Consider the following 18,991-nt stretch of genomic DNA (forward strand, 5'->3'; position numbering starts at 1 on the left):
TACGGACCCGGTCCGCGCCGGGGGTCAGGCCTTCGGTGACTTCTTGGCGGGCCTGCGGCGGGCCTTGAGCAGCTCGACGCCGATCGGGACCACGGAGACCAGCACGATGGCCACGAAGATGATGTCGATGTTGTTGCCGACCCATGCGTACTGGCCGAGCCAGTGGCCCAGCAGGGTCACCCCGACGCCCCACAGCAGGGCGCCGATCAGGTTGAAGGCGATGAACGTGGCGTAGTGCATCTTGGCGACACCGGCGATCACGGGCACGAACGTGCGCACGATGGGCACGAAGCGCGCCAGGATGACGGCCCGGCCGCCGAACCGCTCGAAGAACTCGTGCGCCTTCTCGACGTACTCCTTCCTGAAGAAGCGCGAATCCGGCTTGTTGAACACCGCAGGCCCGGCCTTGCGGCCGATCAGGTATCCGGTCTGGTCGCCGATGAAGGCCGCGACGAAGACGCAGAGTGCGAACACCCACAAGTTCACGTCGATCGCCCCGGTGGCCACCAGCAATCCGGCGGTGAACAACATCGAGTCACCGGGCAGGAAGAACCCGACGAGCAGGCCGGTTTCGGCGAAGACGATGCCGCACACCAACAGGATGATCCAGGGCGCGAGCGCCGGATCGCGCAGGAAGACATCGGGGTTCAGGAAGTCCGGCAACAGGCCGGCCATCTGGGGCTTCAGGAGGGTGGCGGCGTCCAGGGCCGGGCTCAGGGCGTCAAGTATCACCTGCCCAGCTTACCGGCGCGGTGCCCGCCGGACGGCTCGTCGCTGCCCTGAATGCCAAAGTGTGGGCAGACTCCCAGTTGCGCCCGCGGACGCACCGTGCCGGTAGGATGGATACGTGGCTTTGGACTTTACGGCGATCGACTTCGAGACGGCCAATGGATTCCGCGGGTCCGCCTGCTCGGTCGGCCTGGCCCGGGTCCGTGGCGGGGTGATCGTCGAGGAAACCCAGTGGCTGATGCGCCCGCCCACCGGCTTTGACCACTTCGACCCGCGCAACGTGCAGATCCACGGCATCACCGCCGACATGGTCGCCGACGCCCCCCGCTTCAACGAGGTCTTCGGCGCCATGGGATCGTTCATCGGCTCCGACACCCTCGTGGCCCACAACGCAGCCTTCGACCTCGGGGTCATCCGCTCGGCCCTGGAGGTCTCCGAACTCGCCGGTCCGGCGTACGACTTCGCCTGCACCGTGAAGCTGGCCCGCAAGACCTATTCGCTGGAGTCCTACTCGCTGCCGTTCGTCGCCGAGGCAGCCGGCGCGCCGATGACCAACCACCACGACGCCCTGGCCGATGCCCGTGCCTGCGCGTCCATCATGATCGACGTGGGCCGGAGGCACGTGGTGGACTCCGTGCTCGCCGCAGCGACGGCGGTCCGGGTCGCGATGGGCCGGGCCGACGCCTATGTGCCGGGCGACGGCTTGTCCAAGGCCACCGCGACCGCACAGGCCCAGCGCGCCACCGGTCAGCTGGTCCCCGCCCAGCCGCAGTGGGCCGGTGGTTGGCCCAGCGAGGGCGAGAACCCGATCCCGAACCCGGACGCCGACCCCTCCCACCCGCTCTGCGGCGAGACCGTTGTCTTCAGCGGCAACCTGGCCATCACCCGGCAGGATGCCAAAAACCGCGCCGCAGAGATCGGCGCCTTCTGCGCCAGCCGGGTCACCCGCGCCACCACCGTGCTGGTGGTCGGCGACGGCTTCACCCCGGTCAACCTGCACACCTCCCACCAGACGAGCAAGGTGCGTCATGCGCTGCGCCTGCGCGAGCAGGGCCGCGAGGTCTCGCTGCTCTCCGAGGGAGAATTCCTGCAGCTGGTCGGTGGCATCTGGCCGGCCACTGTCTAAAGTCCCCGGCGTCGGCGGGGCTTAGGGGGCGGTGCCCAACACGGCCTCGACCCACCGCCGGTGCATCTGTGCGATGACCGGCCCGGCACCGGGCGCGGGGCCATCGGAGCCCGGTTCATGGCCGGCCGCGGAGGCCACGAGGGCCGCGGCATAGGCCGCGGTATCCGCGTCCACGTCCCCGTGCAGGCGATGCACGACGGCGGTGGCATCGCGGGTGCCCGTGCTCGGTCCCGCCAGCTCATCGATCGCCGCGGCCAGCGCCGAGCGCAGCGCGGCCAGGGAGGCACCGTCGTCGTTCCCGGTGTCCCCGAGCAGCTCCGCCCAGCGCGCCGGGGCCGCTGGACCGAGGTCGAGCCCGGCGCGGACCGCACGTCCGGCGAGGCCGGCCGCGCGGTGGGCGCCGGGGGAGCCGTGGGTCAGGGCGGCGGCGTCGGTGGCGATCCGTGCCGTGGTGTCCGCATCGACGCGGGGCAGCAACGCCATCGCCGCCGCGCGGGGCAGGACCCCGGGGCCATCGGCCGCGGGGAAGGCCGGTCGGCCGGTGCTGGCCATCTCCGGCTGGGAGAAGCCCAGCACGTTCTGCGGGTCGGCGGGGGCGAGCCGCTGCACGGGCTCGAACGCGTGGTCGATCCAGCGCGGAAGCGGTTCGGGCGAGCCCGGGGGAAAGGCGCCGGTGACCGTGCGGTACCAGCGTAGGCCGGCCAGCCACATGCAGGCGGCCTCGTCGGCCGCCACCCCGTCGTTGGCCCATTCGACGGCCTCGAGCAACCCGTCGAGCAGGAACAACTGAAGGGTCTCCGTCTCGCCGACCCCGGAGACGGTCCCGGCCGGGGTGTCCTGGCGGACCCGGGCCGCACCCCCGGCGCTCGCCTGCAGGATGGCCAGGACACGGTCGGCGAAGTCGGGACGGGGTTCGAGGTCCTGCTGCGGTGAAGTCACCGGGACAGTCTATCGAGGCACGACGTGCGGATTTCCTTGAGCGGCCGCACCGGCGGGCAGAGGCTCGCGGCAGCCGGCAGGACGGGTGGTTGGTGCTGTCGGGCAAGTCGACAGGAGGGCCCATGCCACGCTCGGAACTGGTGACGTTGACGGCCTGCTGGGCCGTGGCCCTGTTCTTCGCCTCGGCCGGGGCGAGCTCGGCCTACCTGACGGTCTCGGAGGTCATCCCGATGGAGACCCGGGCCCTGGCAATCGCCTTTTTCTATGCCATCGGCACCGCCGCCGGCGGCATCAGCGGCCCGCTGCGGTTCGCCAAGATGGTGGAGACGGGAAAGCCACTGGACACGGTTATCGCGTTCGCCGTCGGGGCCGGGCCGTGAGCGCGGGCCGTGGTGGGCTAGGGAACCGGTGCGCCGGAGCTCGGCTGGTCGTGTCCGGTCGCCTCATCGGCCAGCGTGGCCGCGGCCTCCAGCATGGCTGCGTGCACGAAGGCCTGGGGCAGGTTTCCGCGGAGCTGGCGTTCCTCCACGCCGTACTCCTCGGTGAACAGGCCCGGTGACCCGCAGGCGCACCGGTTGCGCTCGAACCAGCGCAGCGCCTCGGCACGATCGCCCTGCTGGTGCAGCGACAGCGCCATGTCGAATCCACACAGGAGGAACGCCCCTTCGGATTGGGACAATTCGCGCTGGTCGTGGCGGAACCGATAGAGGTAGCCCTGGCTGGAGAGCTCCGCCTGGACCGCCCGCAGGGTTTCCGCGGTGCGCGGGTCATCGGGGGGGACCGCCCCGCGCAGTGCCGGACGCAGCAGGGCGGCATCCACGCGCGGGTCCTGTGGCGAGCGCTGCCACCGACCCGAGGGATGCACGGAATCGGCCGAGACCCCTGCAGTGATCTCATCGGCCAGGGCGGTCCACTGCGCGGCCTCGGCCGCCGGTGCATGGGCCGCGAGCGAACGCAGCCCGGCCACGCAGATCAGCTTCGAATGCGTCCATCCCCGATTGTCCAGCTCCCAGATCCCGGCCTCGGGTACCTTCCACCGTCGGGAGACCACCTGGACGCAGACCTCCGCCGCCTCCCAATGCTCCGGTTCCAGCCGATGGTGTCGGGCGCCCGCGGCGAAGAGCAGCAGCGCCTCCCCGAAGGCGTCGAGCTGGTGCTGCAGATGTGCGTGGTTCCCCACCCGGGCCGGGGCCCCGGGGTATCCCGGCAGGTCCAGGTCCTCCTCGTCGGGGACGGGGCCCCCGTCGACCGTGTAGGCCGGACGCAGGTCCTCGCCGTCGGCGAGGACCCGGGCCGAGATGAAACGCAGCGCATCGTCCAGCAGCGGGTAGGGACCGCAGGCCGCCACGGCCTGCCCGGCAAAACACTGGTCGCGGATCCAGGCGTAGCGGTAGTCGTAGTTGCGCTTCTCGTTCACCTGTTCGGGCAGCGACGTCGTGGCCGCGGCGACCATCGCCCCGCTCGCCGAGGTCATGCCGCGCAGCACGGCGTAGGACTGCCGTGCATCGCGCGGCGCCAGGACGTGCTCCAACGCGGGGACCTCGGACTGCCAGGCAGTGCGTGTCCCCGACCAGCTGGCCTCCGGATCCGGAACCGGGCCGGTCAGTTCCCCCGTGGCGAGTTCGAGCACCAGATCATGGCTTTCCCCCGGCTCCAGGTCAAGGATCTGGACCAGCGGGCCCTGCGACCGCCGTCGTGCCGTGGGGGCCCCGGTGAAGCGGAAGTGCAACGGCCCGGAGCGCCCGGTGCGGATGCCGTCGTGCATGGACAGCGCGGTCATCCGGTGTCGGCCGAATCCGGCACGCACGTCCAGCTCGACCCGGACCCGGACCCGATGGTCCACGGCCCGGATCCGTCGCAGGAACACGGTGCGCTCGCCGTCCCCTGGGAACGCCAGGGCGTTGTCGCACTCGACCGTGCCGGTGTCCAACTGCCAGCGGCTGCGCCAGACGAGGCTGCCGTCCAGATACCACCCGTGGGCCACGAAGCGCCCGTCGGCGGGGGTGACGGAGAAGATGCCGTCCCCGCCCAGCAGCCCGCAGAATGCCGCATCGCTGTCCCAGCGGGGCGCGCACATCCACGCCACATCGCCGTCGGGCCCGATGAGGGCACCGCGCTCGCCGTCGGCCACGAGCGCATAGTTGCGCAGGACTTCCGGCGGATGTTGTCTGGGATGCGTCGTGTCGGCCATGCCTGAGTCTATGGACGACGGCGGAAATGCCGCAATGCCCAGAGCCCAAAGGCCGCGATGGCGCAATTGCTAGCCGGTTCCCAGCCGGCGGGCCTAGTGTGGAAAATGTCGGCGACGGCACCTGAAACCAATGGCCATCCACTGTGCGTTGGGGATGCCGGACGCCGGACACGCAGGAAGAGGTGCACCGGTGAAACTCCTGGAACCCAACCGTCCGAGTCCAGCCCCGCCGCAGGCCCTGCGGGGCATCGACCGGATGATCCGCAACGTCGAGACCGGCAGATTCGAGCGCAGCCTCTCGGCACTGACCGCTGCCGGTTCGGTCATCACGGCGGTGGAGATCTACTTCGAGCACGACAAGGCCAGCTTCGGGAACCCGAACATGTGGTTGCCGGTGATCGGCGGCCCGATCGGTGCGGCGGCCGGGATCGCCGGGTTCTGCAGCCACCGCATGGCCAAGACCGCACTTCCCGTGGCGTCGGCGCTCATCGTCGCCAACGGGCTCCAAGGGGTCTACCTGCACGCCCGCGGCATCGGGCAGAAGCCTGGTGGATGGCGCAACTTCCGCTACAACATGGAAATGGGCCCGCCCCTGCTGGCCCCGCTGCTGGTGACCCTGGTCGGCGGAATGGGACTGCTGGCCGCCATCCTGAGGCGCGAGGCATGAGCACGGCCCTGCCCTACCCCCGCTTCCCGGGCTTCGACGTGATGGCACAAGCGGACCACTGGGACCCCGTAACGCGAAAACTCGTCGAGGACCGGTTGGAACAGCCCCCCGGTGGATCCTTCTTCAGCCGCATCGAACGCCGTGCCGCCGCCGCCCTGGCCAACCAGCTCACCGGCCAGCACGAGGAGCCGCGGGTCCCCGTGCTGGAGATGGTGGAGAATCGGCTCGCCACCGGTGCCACCGACGGGTGGCACCACGAGGACCTGCCCCACGACGACGAGGCCTGGCGGCAGTCCCTGCGCCACCTCGACGCCGACGCCGTCGCCGCCCACGGGCGCGGGTTCGCCGACTGCACGCTGGAGGAACAGGAATCCGTGCTGCGGGCCCTCCAGGCGCTGGGCAGCGGGTTGTGGCACGGCCTGCGGGCCGCGGAGATCTGGAACATGTGGATGCGCTACGTCTGCTCCGCGTTCTACTCGCACCCCAGCGCCTGGAACGAGATCGGCTTCCCCGGGCCCGCCTTCCCGCGCGGCTACAAGAACGCCGGGCTGGACCGCCGCGAGCCCTTCGAAGTGGCCCAGGTGCACCCGGAACAGGGATCGGAGCCGCACGCATGAGCGGGGTCCGTGAACGCAACGCCTCGGCCTGGCTGCTGCCCGCCGACGGCTCCAGCACCGACCATGACCAGCGGGCCCGGATGCGCCGCTACGCGACCTCCGAGACCGTCGACGCCGTCGTCATCGGTTGCGGGGCCGGCGGATCGACCATGCTGCAGCGGCTCGCGCGCTCCGGCTGGTCCGTCATCGGATTCGACGCCGGGCCGTTCTGGGACCCGGACGCCGACTGGGTCTCCGACGAGGCCGGCTCGCACCAGCTGTTCTGGAACGAACCGCGGGTCATCTCCGGCTCCGACCCCGTTCCGCTGGGCTCGAACAACTCCGGCCGCGGCGTCGGCGGGTCGATGGTCCACTTCGCCGGCTACGCCCCGCGCTTCCACCCCAGCGACTTCAACACGCTGAGCCGCGATGGCGTGGGGGCCGACTGGCCGATGGACTACGACGATCTCGACCCGTTCTACGCACAGATGGAGCAGGAACTGCCGGTGGCTGGGGAGCCCTGGCCGTGGGGCCGCAAGCACCGCTACCCGCACCGGCCGCACCCGGTCGGTGGCAACGGCGAGGCGTTCCAGCGCGGCGCCGAGGCCATCGGGCTGCGCACCGCCGTGGGCCCCGTGGCCATCAACAACGGCAGGTTCGGGCACCGCAACCACTGCATCTACCGGGGCTTCTGCCTCCAGGGATGCAAGGTCAACGCGAAGGCCTCCCCGCTGATCACCCACATCCCCGACGCGCTGGAGCACGGCGCGGAAATCCGGGCGGACAGCATGGTCACCCGGATCGTCGTGGACGAGCACAGCGGGCGCGCCACCGGCGTGGAATACATGCACGACGGCGTCGCGCAGTTCCAGCCTGCGCGGGTGGTCATCGTCGCCGGCTACTCGATCGAGACGCCGCGGCTGCTGCTGAACTCGGCCACCCGGCAGTTCCCCGACGGATTGTGCAACAACCACGACCAGGTCGGCCGCTACCTCATGGTCCAGGGGGCCCCGCAGACCGCCGGGCGGATGGAGCAGGAGGTGCGGATGTACAAGTCACCGCCGCCGGAGGTCAGCTGCGAGGAGTTCTACGAGACCGACCCGGCCAAACCCTACAAACGCGGGTACTCGATCCAGACCGTCTCCCCGTTGCCGGTCACCTGGTCCGAGCACCTCACCGCGCAGGGCCACTGGGGCGCGGACCTTCGCCGGCGGATGACCGACTACGTGCACTGGGCCAGCCTCGGGGCGCTCTGCGAACTGCTGCCCCAACCCGGCAACCGGGTCACGCTGGATCCGCAAACCGACCGGAACGGGCTGCCGGTCGCGAACTTCTCCTACTCGCTGTGCCAGAACGACCGGCAGCTCATCGAGGCCGCCCAGGGAACGATGGAGCAGGTCCTGAACGCCGCCGGCGCCAGCGAGACCCTGACCATCCAGCGCTTCGCCCACCTGGTCGGCGGTGCCCGCATGGCGGCCGATGAACACTCCGGCGTCGTGGACCGCGACTGCCGCAGCTTCGCGGTCGACAACCTCTACATCACCGACGGAAGCGTGCTGCCCACCCAGGGCAGCGCCAACCCCGCCCTGACCATCATGGCCGTCGCGGCACGCGCCGCCCGGCAACTGGCCGGCAGACGCTGAGCGCCCCGGCACCGACCGATCCCCGAAGGAGGACCATCCAAATGTCCAAGAAAACCGTGGCAACGTACCTGCTCCAGCGCCTGCGCGAATGGGGCGTGGAGAAGGTGTTCGCCTTCCCGGGCGACGGGATCAACGGGATCATCGCCGCGTGGTCGCAGGCCGACCCGGCCGAGGTCCCGAAGTTCATCCAGTCCCGCCACGAGGAGATGAGCGCCTTCGAAGCGGTCGGGTACTCCAAGTTCACCGGCAACGTCGGTGTCTGCATGGCCACCTCCGGACCCGGCGCCGTCCACCTGCTCAACGGCCTCTACGACGCGAAGCTGGACCACGTCCCCGTGGTCGCCATCGTGGGGCAGACCAACGGCACCGCCATGGGTGGCTCCTACCAGCAGGAGATCGACCTGATCAGCCTCTACAAGGACGTCGCCAACAACTACGTGCAGATGGTCACCACCCCCGAGCAGCTGCCCAACGTGCTGGACCGGGCCATCAAGGTCGCCCTGACCGAACGCGCCCCGACGGCGGTCATCGTCCAGCTCGACGTCCAGGAGGCCGAATACTCCCCGCCGACCCACGACTTCAAGATGGTCCCGTCCTCGCTCGGCATCACCCAGGGCACCATGGTTCCGGACCCGGAGGGGCTCAAGCGCGCCGCGGCGATCCTGAACGACGGCGGAAAGGTCGCCATCCTCGCCGGGTCAGGGGCGCGCGGGGCGCGCAGCGAGCTCGAGCGGGTCGCCGAACTGCTCGGTGCCGGCGTCGCCAAGGCGCTGCTGGGCAAGGACGTGCTCTCCGACGAGCTACCGTATGTCACCGGGTCCATCGGCCTGCTGGGCACCCGGCCCAGCTGGGAGATGATGCGCGACTGCGACACGCTGCTCACCGTCGGCTCGAGCTTCCCGTACTCGCAGTTCCTCCCCGAATTCGACCAGGCCCGTGCGGTGCAGATCGACCTCGACGGCAAGATGATCGGCATGCGCTACCCGTACGAGGAGAACCTCGTCGGCGATGCCGCCGCCACGTTGCAGGCGCTGATCCCGCTGCTCGAACGCAAGGAGGACCGCGCCTGGCGCACCACCATCGAGAAGAAGGTCTCCCGCTGGTGGGAGGTCATGGAGGCCGAGGCGATGGTCGATTCCGAGCCCATCAACCCATTGCGGCTCTTCTCCGAGCTCTCCAAGCGGTTGCCGAACGACGCGATCGTCGTCGCAGACTCCGGCTCCTCGGCCAACTGGTACGCCCGCCAGCTGAAGTTCAAGGGGGATATGCGCGGTTCGCTCTCCGGCACGCTGGCGACCATGGGCCCTGCGGTGCCGTACGGCATCGGGGCCAAGTTCGGCCATCCCGGCCGGCCGGTCATCTCCTTTGCCGGGGATGGGGCCATGCAGATGAACGGCCTGGCCGAATTGATCACCATCAAGCGGTACTGGCAGGAATGGGAGGACCCGCGCCTGGTGGTCTGCGTGCTGCACAACAACGACCTGAACCAGGTGACGTGGGAGATCCGCGCGACCGAGGGTGCCCCGACGTTCGAGGAGTCCCAGCGGCTGCCCGACATCTCCTATGCCGACTTCGCCGCATCCATCGGGCTGAACGCGATCACCGTCCGGGAGCCGGGGGAGCTGGGACGGGCCTGGGACGCTGCCCTGTCCGCGGACCGGCCCACCGTGCTCGACGTCCACGTGGACCCCGACATGCCGCCCATCCCGCCGCACGCATCCCTGCAGCAGGCCATGGACACCGCGAAATCGGTGGCCAAGGGCGACCCGCATGCGTGGGGGTTCATCAAGCAGGGCATCAAGACCAAGGCCCAGGAGCTGCTGCCGCACCCGGGCCACGGCGACAAATGACCGGCACCGGGGTCACCGGCCTGCAGGTCTCCGTCTACACCGTTCCCACGGATGCACCGGAGGCCGATGGAACCGCGGCCTGGTCCTCGACGACACTGGTCCTCGTCCGCGTCCGCGCGGGCGGCCGGGAGGGGCTGGGGTGGACCTACGGGCCACCTGCCTGTGCCGCCGTCGTCCGCGACACCCTGTCCGGGTGCGTGGTCGGCGCCGACGCGATGGACATCGACGGTTCCTTCGCCGCCATGCTGGCCGCCGTGCGCAACCAGGGGGCTTCGGGGGTCTGCGGGTACGCGATCTCCGCGGTCGACATCGCCCTCTGGGACCTGAAGGCCCGGCTGCTCCAGGTGCCGTTGCACCGTTTGCTCGGATCGGTCCGTGACACGGTGCCGGTCTACGGCAGCGGGGGCTTCACCACCTACGACGCCGGGAGGCTGCGCACCCAGCTCGAAGGCTGGGTCGCGGGGGAGGGGATCCCCCGGGTCAAGATCAAGATCGGCGAATCCTGGGGCACCCGTGTCGACCGCGATCTCCAGCGGATCGGCCAGGCCCGGGAGGCCATCGGCGACGCGGCGGAACTCTTCGTCGACGTCAACGGCGGCTACACCGCAAAACAGGCCATCCGGGTCGCCGCGGCGGCCCGGGATGCGGGCGTGTCCTGGATGGAGGAGCCGGTCTCCTCGGACAACCTGGAGGGCCTGGCCCAGGTGCGGGCCGCCATCGATGCCGACGTGGCGGCAGGGGAGTACGGGTGGGACCCGTGGTACTTCCGCAGGATGTGCGATGCCGGAGCGGTGGACTGCCTGCAGGCCGATGCCACCCGCTGCGGCGGGATCACCGGGTGGCTGCGTGCGGCAGTCGTCGCCCAGGCCCATGGGCTCGAGCTTTCCGCGCACTGCGCCCCGCACGTGCACGTGCAGGCCGCCGCCGCCATCCCGAACCTGCGCCACCTGGAGTGGTTCCACGACCACGTGCGCATCGAGAACCTGTTCTTCGACGGCACGCTGCCGCCCACGGGGGGCGAGCTGCGTCCCGCCCCGGACGCACCCGGTCTGGGCCTGGTCTTCCGTGCGGCCGACGCCCGACCGTACGAGGTCTCCGCACCGGGCTGAATCCCCAGCTGCGCCCGCCGGTGGCCCAACCATCGGTGCGCCTCGATAGTCTTGGCCCATGCGCATCTTGCACACCTCCGACTGGCATCTGGGCCGGTCCTTCCACGGCGCCGGGCTGCTGGACACCCAGCGCGGCTTCATCGACGCCCTGCTGGATACGGTCGCCACCGAACAGGTCGACGTCGTGCTGATCGCCGGCGACGTCTACGACCGGGCGCTGCCCCCGGTCGACGCGGTCACCCTCTTCGACGACGCCATCGTGCGGCTGAGCGAGGCCGGGGCCACCGTCATCGCCACCAGCGGGAACCACGATTCGGCCCTGCGGCTGGGATTCGGCTCCCGCCTGCTCGAGCGCGCCGGCCTGCACCTGCGCACCCAGGTCGCGGACCTGGACACCCCCGTCCTGCTCGACGGCGGGGACTTCACCCTGGCGGTCTACGGGCTGCCCTACCTGGAACCGCGGATGGTTGCCGAATCGCTCGGCGTCGACGCCCCCGGACACCAGCCGGTCATCCGGGCCGCCATGGAGCGGGTCCGCGCCGACCTGGCCGCCCGGCGCTCGCAGGCAGCGCATCCGGTCCGCTCGCTGGCCATGGCCCACGTCTTCGCCGCCAGCGGCCAACCCAGCGACTCGGAGCGCGAGCTGAGCATCGGCGGGCTGGACATCGTGCCCATCGAGGAATTCACCGACGTCGACTACGCGGCCCTCGGACACCTGCACGGCCGGCAACGCCTGGCCGAGACGATCCGCTACTCCGGCTCGCCCATCGCCTATTCCTTCTCCGAGGCCAACCACCGCAAGGGCGCCTGGCTGCTGGACGTCACCGCCGACGGCATCGACTCCATCGAACCGGTCGACTGGCCCGCGGCCAAGGCCCTGCGCGTGTTGCGCGGGCGGCTCGAGGACCTCCTGGGCGACGCTTCGCTGGCCGACGCCGAGGATGCCTGGTGCCAGATCACCTTGACCGACCGCGACCGGCCGGCACAGGCCATGGAGCGGCTGCGCACCCGCTTCCCGGGCACCCTGGTGCTGCACTTCGAACCCGAGGGCCGGCCGGCGGAGGTCGAGCGGACCTACCGCGACCGGCTCGCCGCCGCCGAAAACCCGCTGCAGGTGTGCACCGGTTTCGTCGACCACGTCCGCCAGCGTCCGCCCTCCGGACCGGAATCCGAACTCCTCTCCCGCGTCCTCGACGAGGCCACCGGTTCGCAGGGGACCCGATGAGGATCCACCACCTCGAGATCGCGGCGTTCGGGCCCTTCGCCCACCGCCAGTCGATTGACTTCGACGAGCTGTCGGCCGCCGGGCTGTTCCTGCTCAATGGTGAGACCGGGGCCGGCAAGACCAGTGTCCTCGACGCCATCTGCTACGCCCTCTATGGCAGTCTGCCCGGCACCCGCGAGGGGTCGAAGTCGTTGCGCAGCGACCACGCGGGACCTGCGGATGAACCGGAGGTCGTGCTCGACTTCGGCACGGGCGGACGCCGTTTCGAGGTCCGCCGTTCCCCGCAATGGCAGCGTCCCTCCAAGCGCGGGGGCGGCAAGAGCACGACGGCGCAGGCCCAGAGCCGGCTGCGCGAACTCGTGGAGGGTGAATGGCAGGAACGTTCCACCCGCAACGACGAGGTCGCGGCGGAACTGCTTGAGGTCATCGGACTGGGCAAGAACGAATTCACCAAGGTCGCCATGCTCCCGCAGGGCGCGTTCGCCGCCTTCCTGCGCGCCAAGGACAGCGAACGCGAGTCGCTGCTCAAGACCCTCTTCGACACCCGCCTGTATTCGGGCGTCGAGGCCCTGCTCACCGACGAGCTCGCCTCGGCCCGAGCCGCAGCCGAGGACGCCGGGCGCACCCGCGCCACCGCCGTCTCCCAGCTCATCGAGGATGGCAAGGCATCCCTGTACGACGACGATGCCCAGCTCCCCGGCGAACTCACCGGCGAGGACGCCGGCAGCGACGGCCTTCTCGGGCTGCTGGCCGCCCGCCTTCACGAGCGCACCATGGGGCTCGCGGCCGAACGCACGGCAGCCGACACCGCAGCCACCGAGGCACGGACCGCCGCGACCGGACTCGTCGAGGCGGCCGAACGCCATCGTGCCCTCGCCGAACTCCGGACGTTGCGCACCATCCACTCCGAGCGGGCCGGACACATCGCCGACGTCGAGACGCGACTGGCCCTGGACGTCCGGGCCAGCGGGCTGATGGCAGCCCATACGGCGCAACGCCGTGCCACCCAGGCAGTGGAAGGTGCCGAGGCGGCACTGGAATCGGCCCGGCAGGACAGCTCGGACGCGCTCGCCACCGGATATCTGGCGCAGGCATCCGACGGAGCGGAACCCGCGACGGATCCGCTGACCGGGCAGGCCGCCCTCGCGGTCCGCGCCGCAGATGCCGCCTCCCGGGCCACCGGGGCAGCCGCCGTACTCGCTGCCGCCCTGCCCGATGAACAGCAGCTGGCCGAACGGACGGCGGAACTGGCCACCGCGACGGCCGACCACGAGCAGCGCACGGCCCGGCATGCCGAGGGCCAAGCGAAGCAGGACGTGGTGGAAGCATCGCTGCCCCGGCTGCGCGAACGGGCCGAGGCCCTGTCGGGAACGGCCACCCGACTGCCCGTGCTCACCGCCGAACGCGATGCCGCCTCGCGCCGGGTCGACGCAGTGGCCGCCCGTACCATGGCGGAAGCGGCGGCCACCGAAGCCCACGTGGCCTGGACCGCAGCCAAGGACCGCCAACTGGCCGACCGTGAGCGGCTCCTCGAACTCGGACGCACGCGTCTGGCCCAAGCCGCTGCCGCGCTGGCCCGCGAACTCGTTTCCGGGCAAGCCTGCCTGGTGTGTGGTTCCATCGAGCACCCGGCACCTGCCTCGCTGGCCGACGGCGCCCTCGTAGAGGAGGAGGACGAGGAAACCGCACGAGATACCGCCCACGCGAGCGAGGCGGCCGAGGCCGCTGCCGCAACCCGGCTGCGAGACGCCCGCGACGCTGCATCGCTGGCCGCCGGACAGGCGGGGGAGTCGACCGCCGAGGAAGCCGCCGCTGCACTTGCCGCGGCCGAGGAGGACCTGGCCGTGACGGCCGCCAGCGCCCGGGATGCAGAACATGCCGGCGCCGCGCTGGCAGATGCCGGCACGGAATTCGAACGGCTGCGTGCCGGCAACGCCGAGGAGGCCGCGGCCCTGGCCGTCCTGGCCGCAAGGATCGAGCAACTGGCAACCGGGGTCGCCACCCTGGAGGCCCGGCTGGCCGACCTGCGAGGCGGGGAATCGTCGTTGAAAGCCAAACACGGCCGCATCCTCGGGGCGCGGCGGGCCCTCGAGGCCCTCGCTGGGGCGGCCCGTGGTCTCGACGAGGCCCGGACCATGGCCTCCGCCGCCGCGCAGGCGTGGGAGGCCGAACGCTCCGCGGCAGGCTTCGACGACGACGCGGCATGGTCCGCCGCCCTGCTCGATGCCGTCCTGCGCACCGATGCGCAGGCCGAAGTGGAGGCGTTCACCGCCGAGGGCGTGCGCATCGAGACGTTGGCCGGAACCGATGCCGTCGCCACGGCCCACACCGAAGCCGAACGGGGGATCGGCGCGCCGGACCAGGACCAGTTGGACGCTGCCTCGATGGCGGCGACCGAGACCGCCGCCGTGCGCGACTCCGTCCTGCAGCGAGAGGCGGTCCTGCGCTCCCATGCCGGTCGTTTCGAGAAGCGCAGTGCCGAGCTCCGCCGGATCGAAGATGCCCAGGGTGCCGTGCTGCAGCGGTACCAGACAGTGAAATCGATTGCCGAGCTCGCCCGCGGTGGCGGAGAGAACCGGTTCAAGATGACCCTGTCCACGTACGTTCTGGCCGCGCGGCTGGAGGCCGTCGCCGCCGCAGCCACCGAACGCCTGCTGGTCATGAGCGGGGAACGCTATGCTCTGGTCCACGACGACAGCCCGAAGGGCAATGCCAAGTCGGGACTCGGCTTGAACGTGCTCGACGCCTGGACCGGCCAACGGCGCGATACCCAGACCTTGTCGGGCGGCGAATCGTTCATGGCGTCGCTGGCGTTGGCACTGGGTCTGGCCGATGTCATCCAGCAACAGTCCGGCGGGATAGACATCGAGACGCTTTTCGTCGACGAGGGATTCGGCTCGCTCGACGAGGGGGCACTCGAAATGGTGATGGACGCCTTGGACGGGCTGCGCCGGGGTGGTCGCGTCGTCGGGCTGGTCAGCCACGTCGCGGAGATGAAACAGCGCATCCCCGCCCAGCTGCGCGTCCGCAAGGAACGCACGGGCTCCACGGCCCAGGTGGTCATGGCCGACCCGGTAGAATAGCGGGGTAAGGGTTGGGCGCTCCGGGTGGCTGGGACGGGCGCGCTATCGAGGAACCCTGAAACCGATGAACACCCAGACGCCACCGTCCGCCGCAGACGCGCCCACCGAAACCAGCGGCGCCGCAGGTCGCGGGAGCTTCCGCAGCCTGCTGGAACTGGCAGGTCCTGCGTTCTTCCCGCTGGCATTCTTCGCCCGCCTGCCCTTGGCCATGCTGACCATTGGCACCCTGACCCTCATCAGCACCGCGACCGGCTCCTACACCAGCGGTGGTGTAGCCGCCGGCGCCGTGGGCATCGGCTCCGCCATCGGCGCGCCGCTGCTGGGCTATTCGGCAGATCGTTGGGGACAGCGCCTGGTGCTCGTTCCCGCGGCACTGCTGCACGCCCTCGTCGTTGCGGGCCTCATCGTCACCGGTGCCGGACCACTCCGGGATTCCCCGGTGATTCTGGTCGTCGGCATCGCCCTCGTCGCCGGCGCGACCTGTCCGCAGGTCGGTCCCTTGGCCCGCGTGCGCTGGATGGCGTTGACGGCCGGACGCCGGCGGGGGCGACGCGAACTGGAAACGGCGTTGAGCTACGAGAGCACCGTCGATGAGCTGACCTTCGTCATGGGCCCGGCCCTGGTCGGCGTGCTTGCCTCGCTCGTCGCCCCGTGGCTGCCGCTGGCGTTGGCAGCCCTGTTGACGGCGGCCCTGGTCCCTGCCTTCGCAGTTCACCCCACGGCCCGGGCGGTCCAGCCCCACCGGCCCTCCGCCAACGCCGTGGCCGGAGCCGGTTGGGTACTGGGCCGCATCATCCGCGTCGGGCTCTGCGTGGTGGGCATGATCGGCATGGGCACGCTCTTCGGCTCGGTGTCCGCCGGTGCGGTGTCCTTTGCCGGGAGGTTCGGCGACGCCAGTGCCGGCGGTCTGCTCTATGCCGCACTCGGCCTGACCTCCGCCATCACCGCGCTGTCGGTCTCGGTATGGCCGCACGGATGGGCCCAACCCGTACGCTGGGCCGCCTGCGCGCTGCTGCTGGTCCCGCTCGCCCTGCTGCTGCAGGTGCCCGATTCAATCGGCACCATGGTCGTGTTCCTGTTGTTGATCGGCCTGCCCATCGGCCCGATCATGGTCACCATCTTCACCGTCGGCGGCGACGTCGCGCCCGTCGGCCGGATGGGCACCGTCATGACGATGCTCGCCAGCGGGATCGTCGTCGGCACCGCCATCGGCAACGGCCTCGCGGGCATCCTCGCCGACGTAGCCGGGCCGCACGGGGCCTTCCTCGTCGCAGCAGGTGCCGCCGTCATGCTGTTCCTGGCCGGGGCCGGGACGTTCGCGCTGGGACGCGTCCGGCGCACCACCGCCTGATTCCCCGGCGTATCCGGAACCGCCGTCAGGAACCCAGGGTGCGCTCCACGGCGACCGCGGCGGCCGCCACCAGGCGTCCCACCTCGTCAACATCGATGGTCCGAGTGGCCGTGGCGTACACGACGGCCAACGCTGCGGGGTCCTGTCCCGGGATCCGCAGCGGCGATGCCAGGGACGTCACGCCGGGGATCACCTCGTCGACGCTGGTGGCGTAGCCGAGCTCCCCGGCCACCACGGCTTCCTCGCGCCACGGGTGCCCCGGGGCGATATGTTCCCACTCCGCGGGCGTCAGGGCGGACTGGATGGCAATCCCGGGGGCGCCCCGGGACAAGGGGTGGCGCGAACCCGGGCGCTGGAGCACCGTCGCATGTCCCTGCCGCGGCTCCACGGTGACGAGGGTGACGCAATCGTCGTGGTCCCAGACCACGAGGAAGGCGCTCATCTGCAGCTCGTTCGCCAGGACCGTCAGTTCCGGCAGCGCCGCCGACTGCAGGTCACGTTGGACGCCGCGGGCCAGGGCGGCCAGGCCCGGGGCGCCCTGCAATCGCCCGTTGTCGTCCCGGCGCACCAGGGCATGGTCCTCCAGCGTGCGCAGGATCCGGTAGGCAATCGAGCGGTGTACGCCCAACTCGTCCGCCAGTTCGGCGATGGTGGGCGCGTCCTGGCGGTCGGTGATGATCTCCAGGGCGCGTAGGCCGCGTGAAAGCGTCTGGGCGGGGGACGCACCGTTCGGGTGTTCGGTCAAGGGGTTCCGCCTCTGCATCGCCGCTGGGCTCGGCCCCCCACAGGGGCCGGACTCCGGGGGACGAGTCGTTGGGTGTTCTGTTATAGAACCGTGAGTTCGAATATAGAACACAAAGGGGTCGGCGGGCAAGGTCGGGGCACCCGACGCGTCGCGATCCTTGGCCCCCTGGTGGGCCACCGAGGGCGGGCTGGCCGCGCTGCGGGCATGACGGCGACGGGCCAGTGGCGGTTGATCAAAAATTGACCAATCGTCCGTTATGATGAGCTGCATCACATTTACCGTCCGTTCGGTCGGTAACGCACCGTGCGCCTGACGGCGCTCAACCATGGAGTCAAGCATGTCCCAGCCAGCAGCAGCACCGTCTGCCATCACCCGGCGCGAGGAACGCAAAGTCCTCGCCGGCACACTCGTCGGCACCACCATTGAGTGGTACGACTTCTTCATCTATGCCCAGGCCGCCGGGCTCGTGCTCGGCCCGCTCTTCTTTGCCCCGCTGGGCGAGTCCGGAGCCCAGTTGGCGTCCTGGGCCTCCATCGGCATCTCCTTCCTGTTCCGGCCGCTCGGCGCCATCGTCGCCGGTCATCTCGGCGACAAGCTGGGCCGCAAGAAGATGCTCGTCTTCACCCTCATCATGATGGGCGTTTCGACCTCGCTCATCGGCGTCCTGCCCACCCACGCGCAGATCGGCGCCGGGGCCGCGATCCTGCTCATCGCACTGCGTGTGCTGCAGGGCTTCTCCGCCGGCGGCGAATGGGGCGGGGCGGCCCTGATGTCCGTCGAGCACGCCCCCGACAACCGCCGCGGCTTCTTCGGTGCCTACCCGCAGATCGGCGTTCCGTGCGGCATGATCCTGGCGACGTTCACCATCTGGGTACTCACCACGATCATCGGCAACGAGGCCTTCCTGACCTGGGGTTGGCGCGTCCCGTTCCTGTTCTCCATCGTGCTGATCGTCGTCGGCTACGTCATCCGCCGCTCGGTGGAGGAATCGCCGGTCTTCGCCGCCCTGCAGGAACGCAAGAAGGAATCGTCGGCCCCGCTCGGCCAGCTCTTCAAGCACAACACCCGCGAGGTCGTGCTCACCGCATTGATCTTCATCGCGAACAACGCCGCCGGATACCTGCTCATCGCCTTCTTCGCGACCTATGCGTCCAAGACGCTGGGCATGGAGCGGGGCCCGGTCCTGCTGGCCACCACGCTGGCCTCGTTCGGGTGGCTGTTCTTCACCATGTACGGCGGCATCCTCTCGGACAAGATTGGCCGCGTGCGGACCTTCCAGATCGGCTATGCGCTGGTGGCCATCTGGTCGATCCCGATGTGGTTCCTGATCGATACGGCCAACATCTACTGGTACTTCGTCGCCCTGTTTGGCCTGACGGTCGGCCTGGGCCTGTCCTACGGCCCGCAGTCGGCGCTCTACGCCGAGATGTTCCCGGCCCGCGTACGCTACTCCGGTGTCTCGATAGGCTACGCCCTCGGTGCGATCCTCGGTGGGGCATTCGCCCCGCTGATCGCAGCGGTGCTGCTCAAGAACACGGGCCACTCCTGGAGCATCGGGATCTACGTCGTGGTCATCTCGATCATCTCGCTGGTCGCCGTGTCCGTCGTGAAGGAGACCCGCGGGGTCGACCTGCATGTCGAGCACCACGCCAACCACGTGGAATCCTGACCCCGCCGGCGGCGGAAACCATGAGGGTCGGTGCAACACCCCGCACGGGGGAGTTGCACCGACCCTCA

15 protein-coding genes are annotated in these 18,991 nt (G+C 70.3%); 11 read left to right on the forward strand and 4 right to left on the reverse strand.

Annotated features, from left to right (window positions below; genetic code table 11):
• Nucleotides 1–24: 24 nt before the first annotated feature.
• Nucleotides 25–729, reverse strand: coding sequence for a DedA family protein (locus AC1MEQ_RS17865; protein WP_479796175.1), 705 nt, complete (start codon nucleotides 727–729; stop codon nucleotides 25–27).
• A 118-nt stretch (nucleotides 730–847) separates the two neighbouring features.
• On the opposite strand from AC1MEQ_RS17865, the gene AC1MEQ_RS17870 reads away from it, so the two are divergent.
• Complete coding sequence (locus AC1MEQ_RS17870) at nucleotides 848–1,855, forward strand: 3'-5' exonuclease (protein ID WP_479792663.1); 1,008 nt, start codon at nucleotides 848–850, stop codon at nucleotides 1,853–1,855.
• A gap of 21 nt (nucleotides 1,856–1,876) precedes the next feature.
• On the opposite strand, the gene AC1MEQ_RS17875 is transcribed toward AC1MEQ_RS17870, so the two are convergent.
• A complete protein-coding gene (locus AC1MEQ_RS17875; RefSeq protein WP_479792664.1) occupies nucleotides 1,877–2,794 on the reverse strand; it encodes an ADP-ribosylglycohydrolase family protein in 918 nt (305 codons plus the stop codon).
• 122 nt (nucleotides 2,795–2,916) lie between these two features.
• Between AC1MEQ_RS17875 and AC1MEQ_RS17880 the strand changes: the two genes are divergently transcribed.
• A complete protein-coding gene (locus AC1MEQ_RS17880) occupies nucleotides 2,917–3,174 on the forward strand; it encodes a hypothetical protein (RefSeq protein ID WP_479792665.1) in 258 nt (85 codons plus the stop codon).
• Between the two features lie 17 nt (nucleotides 3,175–3,191).
• On the opposite strand, the gene AC1MEQ_RS17885 is transcribed toward AC1MEQ_RS17880, so the two are convergent.
• On the reverse strand, nucleotides 3,192–4,985 hold the full coding sequence (locus AC1MEQ_RS17885; protein ID WP_479792666.1) for a glycoside hydrolase family 15 protein: 1,794 nt from the start codon (nucleotides 4,983–4,985) through the stop codon (nucleotides 3,192–3,194).
• A gap of 190 nt (nucleotides 4,986–5,175) precedes the next feature.
• On the opposite strand from AC1MEQ_RS17885, the gene AC1MEQ_RS17890 reads away from it, so the two are divergent.
• The 8 genes from AC1MEQ_RS17890 to AC1MEQ_RS17925 all read left to right on the forward strand — a co-directional run bounded on the left by AC1MEQ_RS17890 (nucleotide 5,176) and on the right by AC1MEQ_RS17925 (nucleotide 16,509).
• Entirely contained in the window at nucleotides 5,176–5,652 is a 477-nt protein-coding gene (locus tag AC1MEQ_RS17890) for a hypothetical protein (protein ID WP_479792667.1), read from the forward strand.
• Nucleotides 5,649–6,269 (forward strand): gluconate 2-dehydrogenase subunit 3 family protein, encoded by a 621-nt coding sequence (locus tag AC1MEQ_RS17895; protein ID WP_479792668.1) that lies wholly within the window; start codon nucleotides 5,649–5,651, stop codon nucleotides 6,267–6,269. Before AC1MEQ_RS17890 ends, AC1MEQ_RS17895 begins: the two co-directional genes overlap by 4 nt.
• Nucleotides 6,266–7,891, forward strand: a complete 1,626-nt coding sequence (locus tag AC1MEQ_RS17900) for a GMC family oxidoreductase (protein WP_479792669.1) — start codon at nucleotides 6,266–6,268, stop codon at nucleotides 7,889–7,891. The genes AC1MEQ_RS17895 and AC1MEQ_RS17900 overlap by 4 nt, the downstream gene beginning before the upstream one ends.
• Before the next feature lie 41 nt (nucleotides 7,892–7,932).
• Nucleotides 7,933–9,741 carry a thiamine pyrophosphate-requiring protein gene (locus AC1MEQ_RS17905; RefSeq protein ID WP_479792670.1) on the forward strand — a complete coding sequence of 603 codons (1,809 nt, stop codon included), beginning with the start codon at nucleotides 7,933–7,935 and terminating at the stop codon, nucleotides 9,739–9,741.
• Entirely contained in the window at nucleotides 9,738–10,850 is a 1,113-nt protein-coding gene (locus AC1MEQ_RS17910) for an enolase C-terminal domain-like protein (RefSeq protein ID WP_479792671.1), read from the forward strand. Before AC1MEQ_RS17905 ends, AC1MEQ_RS17910 begins: the two co-directional genes overlap by 4 nt.
• Nucleotides 10,851–10,908: 58 nt before the next feature.
• A complete protein-coding gene (locus AC1MEQ_RS17915; protein ID WP_479792672.1) occupies nucleotides 10,909–12,075 on the forward strand; it encodes an exonuclease SbcCD subunit D in 1,167 nt (388 codons plus the stop codon).
• Nucleotides 12,072–15,158, forward strand: coding sequence for an AAA family ATPase (locus tag AC1MEQ_RS17920; protein WP_479792673.1), 3,087 nt, complete (start codon nucleotides 12,072–12,074; stop codon nucleotides 15,156–15,158). The genes AC1MEQ_RS17915 and AC1MEQ_RS17920 overlap by 4 nt, the downstream gene beginning before the upstream one ends.
• Nucleotides 15,159–15,222: 64 nt before the next feature.
• Nucleotides 15,223–16,509, forward strand: coding sequence for an MFS transporter (locus tag AC1MEQ_RS17925; protein ID WP_479792674.1), 1,287 nt, complete (start codon nucleotides 15,223–15,225; stop codon nucleotides 16,507–16,509).
• Nucleotides 16,510–16,534: 25 nt separating this feature from the next.
• Here the strand turns inward: AC1MEQ_RS17925 and AC1MEQ_RS17930 are convergent, their stop codons facing one another.
• Complete coding sequence (locus AC1MEQ_RS17930; protein ID WP_479792675.1) at nucleotides 16,535–17,272, reverse strand: IclR family transcriptional regulator; 738 nt, start codon at nucleotides 17,270–17,272, stop codon at nucleotides 16,535–16,537.
• A 319-nt stretch (nucleotides 17,273–17,591) separates the two neighbouring features.
• Between AC1MEQ_RS17930 and AC1MEQ_RS17935 the strand changes: the two genes are divergently transcribed.
• Nucleotides 17,592–18,923 carry an MFS transporter gene (locus AC1MEQ_RS17935; protein WP_479792676.1) on the forward strand — a complete coding sequence of 444 codons (1,332 nt, stop codon included), beginning with the start codon at nucleotides 17,592–17,594 and terminating at the stop codon, nucleotides 18,921–18,923.
• Nucleotides 18,924–18,991 lie beyond the last annotated feature (68 nt).

It is taken from the genome of Arthrobacter sp. ASL1 (assembly GCF_056680475.1).